This window comes from Nonomuraea harbinensis, assembly GCF_019396385.1.
Classification (GTDB): domain Bacteria; phylum Actinomycetota; class Actinomycetes; order Streptosporangiales; family Streptosporangiaceae; genus Nonomuraea; species Nonomuraea ferruginea.
In genome coordinates this window covers 1-9,643 of sequence record NZ_JAHKRN010000030.1, presented here as the reverse complement: position 1 = coordinate 9,643, position 9,643 = coordinate 1, and the positions used below count along the sequence as shown (strand labels likewise).

7 protein-coding genes and 1 pseudogene are annotated in these 9,643 nt (G+C 73.8%); all 8 read right to left on the bottom strand.

Annotated features, from left to right (window positions below; genetic code table 11):
• Positions 1-152: 152 nt before the first annotated feature.
• Complete coding sequence (locus KME79_RS27400) at positions 153-722, bottom strand: single-stranded DNA-binding protein (RefSeq protein ID WP_148029883.1); 570 nt, start codon at positions 720-722, stop codon at positions 153-155.
• Between the two features lie 129 nt (positions 723-851).
• Positions 852-2,477: a GTP-binding protein gene (locus tag KME79_RS27395; protein ID WP_148029882.1), complete on the bottom strand. Its 1,626-nt coding sequence runs from the start codon at positions 2,475-2,477 to the stop codon at positions 852-854.
• Positions 2,474-4,960: a dynamin family protein gene (locus KME79_RS27390; RefSeq protein ID WP_246640522.1), complete on the bottom strand. Its 2,487-nt coding sequence runs from the start codon at positions 4,958-4,960 to the stop codon at positions 2,474-2,476. Before KME79_RS27390 ends, KME79_RS27395 begins: the two co-directional genes overlap by 4 nt.
• 8 nt (positions 4,961-4,968) lie before the next feature.
• A complete protein-coding gene (gene cobA, locus KME79_RS27385) occupies positions 4,969-6,201 on the bottom strand; it encodes a uroporphyrinogen-III C-methyltransferase (protein WP_219546975.1) in 1,233 nt (410 codons plus the stop codon).
• A gap of 84 nt (positions 6,202-6,285) precedes the next feature.
• Positions 6,286-7,299 (bottom strand): agmatinase, encoded by a 1,014-nt coding sequence (gene speB, locus KME79_RS27380; RefSeq protein WP_308249069.1) that lies wholly within the window; start codon positions 7,297-7,299, stop codon positions 6,286-6,288.
• 37 nt (positions 7,300-7,336) lie between these two features.
• Positions 7,337-8,425: a nicotinate-nucleotide--dimethylbenzimidazole phosphoribosyltransferase gene (gene cobT / locus KME79_RS27375; protein ID WP_219546973.1), complete on the bottom strand. Its 1,089-nt coding sequence runs from the start codon at positions 8,423-8,425 to the stop codon at positions 7,337-7,339.
• Between the two features lie 15 nt (positions 8,426-8,440).
• Positions 8,441-9,289, bottom strand: coding sequence for a sirohydrochlorin chelatase (locus KME79_RS27370; RefSeq protein WP_219546971.1), 849 nt, complete (start codon positions 9,287-9,289; stop codon positions 8,441-8,443).
• 68 nt (positions 9,290-9,357) lie between these two features.
• Positions 9,358-9,643: pseudogene (locus KME79_RS27365) on the bottom strand (cobalamin biosynthesis bifunctional protein CbiET); the annotation flags it as partial.

Here is a 9,643-nt window from a genome sequence, read left to right as displayed (position 1 = left end):
CCGCCAGCACCGGATCACCCGACCGGACACCAGGATCGGCGCGCCACCGCCAGCACCGGACCACCCGACCGGACACCACGGTCGGCGCGCCACCGCCAGCACCGGACCACCTGGCGGGACGCCGGGGTCGGCGCCCCGCCATGGACGGGGCATCAGGCTGCGGCTCGCTCCTCCTGTGGCCACTCGGCGTCTTCGGACTCCTTCTCGTTGTCGTCGGCGCCGATGATGCGCACCGCGGCCTCGTCCGCCGGGATCTCCCTGACCACCATGCCGGGCCCCTTGCGGGCGGCGCCCATCGCCCAGTCCTGGGTCTCCTCGTCGAGGCGGTCGCGCATCTCCCTGCTCACCGGGCCGCCGCCCGCCCGCTCGGGCTTGACGAAGGTGCCGGTGCCCCAGCGCAGGTCGTGGCCCACGGCCGAGGCCTCGACCTCGGGCATGAAACGCCGGTCGCCCTCCGGGCCGAACTCGCGGATGCGGAGCTTGCCCGACACCACCACCGGCTGCCCGACCCGTACGGACTGGGCGACGTTGTCGCCCAGCGCGCGCCAGCAGCGCACGGCGAAGCAGACCTTCTCGCCGTCGGCCCACTGGCCCGACTTCCTGTCGAAGTAGCGATGGGCGGTCAGCACCCGGAGCGAGGTGACCTTGGACCCGTCGTCGAAGGTGTATTGACGCGGCTCCGCCGCGACGTTGCCGGTGAGCGTGACGTAGATGTCGTTCATCCGTTGCCTCCCCTGTGGCGGGCCGGACGCCCGCGACCTGGGACTACGGTGCCGACGAGCGCCCGCCCGCCAAGCCTCCGAGCCGCGTTCTGGGGATGACCGCCCGGCGGGCGCGGAGGCTGTGGAAGGTCAGCTCGACAGGCCGCGCATCGCGGTGTAGAAGGCGTGGTGGCGGGCGAGTTCGCGCTCCACCGGCTCCACCACCATCTTCTCCGCGATCGCCGCCACCCGCCGCCGCATCTCCCGCTCCAGCCGCTCCCGCTCGCGCGAGGCGCCCAGCTCGACGAAGTTGCGCGAGGCGATGCCCGACAGGGCTCCCAGCCCGAGCACCGACACCGTCATCAGCGCCGCCCACGGCAGCGCCGCGGTGTCGCCCATCAGCTCCAGCGCCGGCGGCAGCGCGCCCGGTATGAGCAGCCCCAGCAGGAGCCAGAGCACGCCGCACCCGAACGCCGCCACCAGGGCGTACTGCCATGCCTTGAGCAGCCGCCACCAGGCGGGCACCCGGTCGAGCTGGGGCGCGACCTGGGTGAGGTCCTCGGTGAGCGCCGACGGCACCTTGCCCAGCCGGGAGCGGGCCGCGTGGTGGAGCGACGACCGCCACACCGGGTGCATGGTGCCCGACAGCCCTTCGGCCAGCGCCTGGACGGCGTTGGTGACCTCGGCCGCCTGCGCGGTCACGGTGCCGGCCGCGATGCCCTTGATCTCGTCGCTGACGTCCTCCAGGCGGAGGCTCTTGATCGGGTCGGGGCGGAACCGGTCGGCCCAGCGCGGGAACGGCCAGCCCACCCACCGGTTGGAGCGCTCGACGTAGATGTTCTCCATGGCCTCGCCCACGGCCGGCACGCCGACGGCGTCGCAGAGCGCGTCCACCAGGCCCATCTTGCGGGCCTCGTCCACCGCGGCGGGGATGGCCAGCGCCTCCCCGACCGGCATGGCGGCCGTCATCCGCTGCTCCAGCTTGCGGAGGTCGGCCTCCAGCCTCTGGATCGCGGCCCGGCGGCGGGAGACGGCCGCCGCGACGACGCTCTTGAGGCTCTCGACGCCGCGGCCGGTGACGGCCGAGGTCGGCACGACCGTCGGGTGCTCGACGCCTTCGCGGCGGAGCAGGTCGTTGAGGTCGATGACCAGCTCGGCCAGCTCCTCGGTGGAGAGCCGGTCGGCCTGGTTGAGCGCGAACACGGTCACCGCCTCGTGCCCCGCCAGCTCGGTGACGTAGCGGCGGTGGGTGGAGGCGTCGGCGTACTTCTGCGGGTCGAGCACCCACACCACCAGGTCGGCCAGCCCGATGAGCCGGTCGGCCTCGTTGTCGTTGAGCGCCCTGATCGAGTCGTGGTCGGGCAGGTCGAGCAGGATGAGCCCGTGCAGCTGGCTCTCGCCCTTGTCCAGCGCGCTGGCCCGGGCGAACCGGTGGCGCCACTGGATCTGCAGCCAGTCGAGCAGCGGCGCCGCGCCTTCGAGCCCCCACACGCAGGCGTGGGTGCGGGCGGTGGTGGGCCGCCGCACGCCGGTCGGCGACAGCTCCAGCCCCGAGACGGCGTTGAACAGCGACGACTTGCCGCTGCCCGTGCCGCCCGCGAGGGCGACCACGGTGTGCTCCGACGACAGCTTGAGCCGGTCACCGGCGCGCAGCAGCAGCGACTCGGCCTCCGACATCAGCTTGGGGTCGAGCCGTCCGGGGCCGAGCTCCACGACCTTGGACAGCGCGGACAGCCGGGACGAGAGCCCCGGCCTGGGCGTGGTGACGGTGGTCATCGTGCGACCTCAAGGTTGTACGTGGCCTGGTAGAGCCGCGTCGCGGCGGACTCGTCGGGGATGCCGGCCGAGTCGAGCGCTTGCACGTATCGCATGGACTCCTCGTCGAACAGCATGCTGATCCTGGCCCGCAGGTCGCTCAGCGCCTTGGCGCCGATGCCGCGCAGCGACTCGGCGCCCAGCAGCGCCTTGACCAGCCGGTGCGGCACCCCCTCGACCTGGCCGCCGCTGAACATGGCGACCATGAAGATCAGCGACAGCGAGTCGGCGTCGAACGACACCAGCTTCGACACCGTCCGCTTGGCCACGCCCTCGGTGCGGACCAGCTCGGTGACGTGTTCCTGCCAGGCCGCGACAGCCCGGCCGGCGTGCCGTACGAGGTCGTCGGAGGGCCGCTCCAGGCCGTCGGCGAGCGCCGCCCCGACCTCGGCGCGGTGCCGCCAGCGGGCGGTCACCTCCTCAGCCGCGCGGGTGGCGGCGGCCACGATCACGGACTCCAGGCCGGCCCGCAGCGCCGCCCTGAACGCGATGATCCGCTCGGGCGTCTGCCTGCCGCTCCTGGCGCGCTTGCGCAGCTGGAGCGAGCGCATCAGGTCGCCGGAGCCGGCGAAGTCCTGCCAGCGGGCGAGCACCTCGCCGTGGATCAGCGCACCGCTCCTGAACGCCTTGTCGAGGTCCGTGAGGGCGCCGAGGTAGGCGGCCTCCACGTCGCCGCGCAGCTCGCCGCGGAAGGCGACCTGCGCCTCCAGGTGCTTGGCCAGCGCCGGCACGCGGGTGCGGAAGCTGTCGAGCACGCCGTTGAGCGTCTCCCTGACCGCCTGGGCGCGGCGGGCCCCGTCGACGGACAGCTCGGCGAGCCACAGCCGCAGCTCGGTCACCTCGCTGTCGGGCAGCCGACCGTCGGCGACCTTCGACTCGCTGATGACGAACCGGTCGATCTCGCCCAGGCCGTACTCGGTGAGCATCCGGACGAAGTGCTTGAGCACCACCTCGCGGGCCCTGTCCTGGACGCGGGAGAGCACGATGGCCAGCCTGGCGCCGCGCTCCTTGGCCAGGCGGAGCAGGTTCCAGGCGGGGGCGTCGGCGTAGCGGGCGGCGGTGGTGACGAAGATCCACAGGTCGGCGGCGTCGAGCATGCGGTGGGCGATCTCGTGATGCTCCTCGACGACCGAGTCGATGTCGGGGGTGTCGAGCAGCGCCACGCCCTGGGGCAGCTTCTCCGTGGCGCTGATCACGATGCCGCGCTGCCCCGCCTCGGGCCTGGCCTGGTCGAACCGTCGCAGGCCGCCCAGCAGCTCGCCCTCGGCGAACCACTGGCGGTCGTCGGGATGGCAGACCAGGACGGGCACGCCGGTGGTCGGCCGCCGCACGCCGGTGCGCGAAACGTTCTTCTCGGCGAGGGAGTTGACCAGCGTGGACTTGCCCGCGCCGGTCGAGCCCGCGACCACGATCAGGGCGGGCGCGGTGTTCATCCGCACCCTCGGCAGCACGTAGTCCTCAAGCTGGGCGAGCAGCTCGCCGCTCGCCTTGCGCGCCTCGCCGGCGCCCGGCAGGTCGAGCCCGAACCGCAGCGACGCCACGCTCTCGCGCAGCGCCCCGAGCGCCGCCGCCATCGCCTTCACGGTCTCAGGCGGCAACTCCTCCTCACGTACGCCCTCCGCCTCGGGCCCCTCAGGTACGGAGTCCGCCTCGTCCTCAGGCTTGTCAGGTACGGAATCCGCCTCGGTCTCAGGCTCCTCCGCTACGGATTCCGCCCCGTCCCCGGGCTCCTCCGGCACGGATTCCGCCTCGGTCTCGGGACTCTCCCGTACGGAGTCCGCCTCGTCCCCGAGGTCCTCCGGTACGGACTTCGCCTCGGGCTCCTCCGGTACGGAGTCCGCCTCGTCTTCGTCGGCGACGGCCTCCTGTTCAGCGCCGTCCCCGGGTGCTTCGGCCGGAAGGCCGGGCTCGGCGGCCTCTGATGCGTCGGACTCGGCGGGCGCCCCCGGCTCGGAGTCCTCGACGGCTACCGGTTCGCGCTTGGCCGCAGGAGTTTCCTCCGGAGCCTGGTCCGTCTCCTCCCCGGTCGCGGGCTCCGGCTCGGCAGCCGCGGCCCCGGAGCCTCTGACGACCGGGCCGAAGGCGTCGAACTGCGGCTCAGCGGGCGCCTCGGGACCCGGCTTCGAGTCCCCGGAGGCAAACGGCGCGAAGGCATCGAACTCGGGCTCGGAGCGCTCGGCGACACCCGGCTCACGCCTCCCGGCGGGAGACTCCGGCTCGGAGCGCTCGCCGGCCCGCCTCCCGGCAGGAGAGTCCCGCCCGGGTCGGGCGGCGGAGCTCTCCGGAGGGCCGGTGGCTTCGCGTTCCGGCTTCGCGCCTGGCGGGCGGCCCGCAGCCCGTTCGGGCTCGGCGGGTAGGTCCGCCGGGGGGCCCGGGGGCGCGTCGGTAATGGCGGGGAGGCTCAGGGTCTGCTCCCCTGGCCGCTCTCCGCGCCCGTCATCCATGGCGGTGTTCAAGGCAGGCGCTCCGCTCGAACCATCTCGACCTCCTGGCCGACCTCGACGACATCGCCGACGACGATGATCGCCGGTGGCCGTATCCCAGCCGCGGACACGCGTTCGGCCACGGTGGAAAGCGAAGCGGTGACCGCCCGCTGGGTCGGAAGGGTACCGTCCTGCACCACCATTACGGGAGTCTCCGGTGGACGTCCGTCTCGGATGAGGGCCTCGGCGACCGCGGGCAGCCGCTCGACGGCCATCATGAGCACCAGGGTGCCACGGGAACGCGCCAGGCCGGGCCAGTCGACGGTGGACCGGGGGTCGTCCGGCGCGACATGCACCGAAATGACGTGGAACTCCTGGCTCACCCCGCGGTGCGTGACGGGGACACCGGCCGCGGCGGGCACCGCGACGGCGCTGGTGATGCCGGGCACGACCAGCACGGGGATGCCGGCCCGGGCGCAGGCGATCATCTCCTCGCCGCCGCGCCCGAACACGAACGGGTCGCCGCCCTTGAGCCGGACCACGAACTTGCCCTCTCTGGCGCGCTCCACCAGCAGCTCGTTGATCTTCTCCTGGGAGAGTGACCGGCCGTAGGGCACCTTGGCGGCGTCGACCAGCTCGACGTCGGGGGCCAGCTCGTCGAGCAGGGCGCGGGGCGCCAGCCGGTCGGCGACGACCACGTCGGCCTGCGCGAGGAGCTGACGGCCGCGTACGGTGATCAGCCCGGGGTCGCCGGGCCCGCCGCCGACGAGCGCCACCCCCACCGGCTTGGTGCGGTTGCGCCGGGCGTCGACGGTGCCGTCGCGCAGCGCGCCCACCACGGCGTCGCGGATGCCGGCCGCCCTGCGCGGGTCGCCGCCCGCGGTGACGGCCACGCTGATCTCGTCGACCCGGCCGGAGGCCGGGGTCCAGGCGGCGGAGGCGTCCTTGTCGTCGGCGCGCACGCACCAGATGCGCTTGGCCTCGGCCTCGGCGGCCACCGCGGTGTTGACCGGCCGGTCGTCGGTGCACGCCTGGACGAGCCAGGCGCCGTCGCAGTCGCCCACCTGGTAGTGCCGGGCGTGCCAGGTGACCCGGCCCGCGGCGATGAGGTCGTCCAGAGCGGGGGTGACGGACGGCGAGACCACGGTCACTTCCGCGTCGGCGTCGAGCAGCGCGGGCACCCGCCGCTGGGCGACTCTCCCGCCACCCACGACGAGGACCCGGCGACCGGAAAGCCGCAGGCCGAGGAGGTAGGGGCCCATGGTGGGTGAATCTCCCGTTCGCGAACGTTGTGTGCTAGGTGGATAAACCTACCGGCTCCCAACGCGTCATTTGTTGCGCAGGGGTCAACGGCCGTCGAGCAGAGGCCGGCGGGGATCCCAGCGCTCTCCGCCCGCTTCGTCGGCGCGCCGTCTGGCCATCGCCGAGAGCGCCTCCAGGACGACCCTGTTGCCGAGGAGCGCCGTGATGTCGGCGTGGTCGTACGGGGGCGCGACCTCGACGATCTCCATGCCCGCGACGGGCAGCTCATAGCAGATGCGCCGCACCGCGTCGAGCAGTTGCCGGGCCGTGAGCCCGCCCGGTTCGGGGGTGCCGGTGCCGGGCGCGTGGCCGGGGTCGCACACGTCGATGTCGATGGACAGGAAGATCTGGTCGCACTCGTCCAGGGCGATGCGGAACGCCTCCGTGAGGCACTCCTCCAGGCCGCGGGCGACGATCTCGGTCATCTCGTAGGAGCGCATGTCCTGCCGGGCCATCCACTCCAGCGTCTCCGGCTCCGGCCAGTAACCGCGCAGCCCGATCTGCAGGAACCGGTCACCGCGGATCGCGCCGGACTCGATCAGCCGGCGCATCGGCTGACCGTGCCCGTACAGGTGGCCGAAGGAGATGTTCCCGGTGTCGGCGTGCGCGTCGAAATGGATCATCGAGGTGCGGCCGGGAGCGTGCGCGCGGGCGGTGCCGCGGGCGTCCGGCAGCGCCACCGTGTGGTCGCCGCCGAGCACCACCGGGACGGCGCCGGAGGCGGCGATCCGGTGCACCGCCGACTCGATGGCCTCCAGTGAGCCCTCCACGTCGCCCGAGTAGCACTCGACGTCGCCGGCGTCGAGCACCCGCAGGTCGCGCAGGGCGTCCACGCGCAGCGCGAGGCTGGGCCTGGAGCCGTCCTGCGGCAGGTAGCAGGCCTGGCGCAGGGCCATCGGGCCGAACCTGGCGCCGGGGCGGTGGGAGGTCCCGCCGTCGAAGGGGGCGCCGATGATGACGACGTCCGCGTCCGCGTAGCTCGCGGGGTCGTCGACGTCGCAGCGTTCGACGCCGAGGAAGGTGAGGTCCGGGCCGTACATCGGTCCGTATCTGGGCACTGGTCACCTCATCTGGTGGTTCCTATCCCTTTCATCATCACATGTGCTTCTCGGTGACTCCGGCCGAGTCGAACGTGGCGACCTCGTGCATGACGCGGACGGCGGCGCAGACGAGCGGGTGGGCCAGCAGCCCGCCGGTGCCCTCGCCGAGCCGCAGCTCCAGGTCCACCAGAGGGCGCAGGCCGAGGTGCTCCAGCGCGGCGGAGTGACCGGGCTCGGCGGAGCGGTGGCCCGCGACGCAGTGGTCGACGGCGGCGGGTGAGAGCGCGGCGGCGGCCAGCGCGGCGGCCCCGGCGATCACGCCGTCGAGGATCACCGGCACCCGCGCCGCGGCCCCGCCCAGGATGAAGCCGGCGATGGCGGCGTGCTCGAACCCGCCGACGGCGGCCAGCACCCGCGCCGCCTCCTGCAGCTTGAGCCCGTGCGGATCCGGCCGGCCCTCCATGAGGATGCCGTTGACCTGGAGCGCCTCGCGGACGACGGCGATCTTGCGGGCGTGGGTCTCCTCCGTGACGCCGGTGCCGAGGCCGGTGACCGCGGCGGGGTCACGGCCGGTGAAGGCCGCGATCAGCGCCGCCGAGGCCGTCGTGTTGGCGATGCCCATGTCTCCCGTGATCAGGCACCGGGCGCCGGACGCCACCAGGTCGCGGGCCACTCCGATGCCCGCCTCCAGCGCGCGTACGGCCTCCTCGCCGCTCATCGCGGGGCCCCGTGACAGGTCGGCGGTGCCGTACGCGATCTTCCGCTTGACCAGGCGGGCGTCGTCGGGCAGGTCGGCGGCGATGCCGACGTCCACCACGGTGACCGACGCCCCGATCTGGGCGGCGAAGGCGTTGGCCACCGCCCCTTCCGCCAGGAAGTTGTGCACCATCTGCACCGTGACCTCCTGCGGCCACGGGGTGACGCCGCGGGCGTGCACGCCGTGGTCGGCGGCGAAGATGGCCAGCGCGGCGGGCTCCGGCATGGGCGGCGGGCTGACCCCGGCCGCCCCGGCGAGCCGCACGGCGACCTCCTCCAGCGCGCCGAGGGACCCGCGCGGCTTGGTGAGCCGGTCCTGGTGGGCACGCGCGTCGGCGATCGCGCGGGGGTCGGCGGGGCGGAGCGCGGCGAGTGTCTCGGCGAGCACGGAACCTCCGGGGGTTCAGGGGACCAGCTGCTGGAGGGCTTCCTCGTAGCGGTCGATGACCACGTCGGCCAGCGTCTCACAGTCGCCGATCACCTCGGCGCAGCGGATGTCGAGCTCGGGGTGGCCGGCGCCGTACGCGAGCGCCTGCGCCCACACGCGCTCCAGCGTGCCGCCCGCGAACAGCAGGTAGGGCACGACGATGACGCGCTTGGCGCCGAGACGGCGGCAGCGCTCCAGCCCGCCGGGCACACCGGGCGGGGTGAGGGAGACGAACGCGGTCTCCACGGTCATGAAGTCGTACGCGTGCGTCTCCCAGAACAGCCGGGACACGCGGTGCACGTCGGCGTTGGCGGCCGGGTCGGTGGAGCCGTCACCGACCAGCACGACGGCGGTCTCACCCGGCTCGACGTGCGGCGGGACGCCGTCGGACGCGGCGCCGTCGACGGCGCGCAGCCGGGGACGGGCGCCGACCAGCTCCAGCGGGCGCGGCCTGGGCATCTCGGTGGCGGCGTCGTTGAGCCGCTCGGCGAGCAGCGCGAGCACGCGCGGGTCGGGGCCGACCGGCCGGCCGTGGTCGTACACGAGGGTGGGGTGCCGCTGCTGCTCCAGGGCCAGGGCGGCGGGGAGTTCGCCGTTGGTCCGGCTCAGGGTCAGCGGCAGCGCCACCAGGCGGTGGTGGCCGCGGGCGACCAGGGAGGCGACGGACTCGCTCAGCAGGGGCGTGGCCCGCTCGAGGTAGCCGCCCGACACGTCGGCGGCGGTCTGGTCGAGCCGGCAGCGGAGCCGGTGCACGAACCTGCCGAACTCGGCGGAATCGGCGTCGTCGTTCGAGCCCTGCCCGACAAGCAGGAGCGGCGGCTTCATGGGGAAGGTTCTCCGGTGCGTAGAAGAGGACACGCGAGGATAACCGATGTGCGGCGCTGAGCGACAGGTCAGGAAGTGCCCGCGGGTGTCGCGTGCACGACGAAGACCGGGTCGGCGGAGCTCAGGCTGTGCGCGCCGTCGGGGCCGATGACGAGCCCGGAGGCCAGGATCTGGGTGCCTTCGGCGCGGTAGCCGTGCTCGCGCAGCAGGTCGAGCACGGAGGACACGCGTTCGACGGTCTTCAGCGCGCACACCAGCGAGCGGGGCCGGCGGGCGGCGCAGGCGACGATCACGTCGGGGCCGCCGCCGCCGACGAAGACGGCGTCGGGGTCGGGCAGCGGTTCGAGCGCGGGC

Bases quoted from the DNA above. Each gene is read 5' to 3' on its own strand.
- KME79_RS27400 (WP_148029883.1), bottom strand. From the start codon at position 722: ATGAACGACATCTACGTCACGCTCACCGGCAACGTCGCGGCGGAGCCG.
- KME79_RS27370 (WP_219546971.1), bottom strand. From the start codon at position 9,289: ATGAAGCCGCCGCTCCTGCTTGTCGGGCAGGGCTCGAACGACGACGCC.
- cobA (WP_219546975.1), bottom strand. From the start codon at position 6,201: ATGGGCCCCTACCTCCTCGGCCTGCGGCTTTCCGGTCGCCGGGTCCTC.
- KME79_RS27390 (WP_246640522.1), bottom strand. From the start codon at position 4,960: ATGGATGACGGGCGCGGAGAGCGGCCAGGGGAGCAGACCCTGAGCCTC.
- KME79_RS27395 (WP_148029882.1), bottom strand. From the start codon at position 2,477: ATGACCACCGTCACCACGCCCAGGCCGGGGCTCTCGTCCCGGCTGTCC.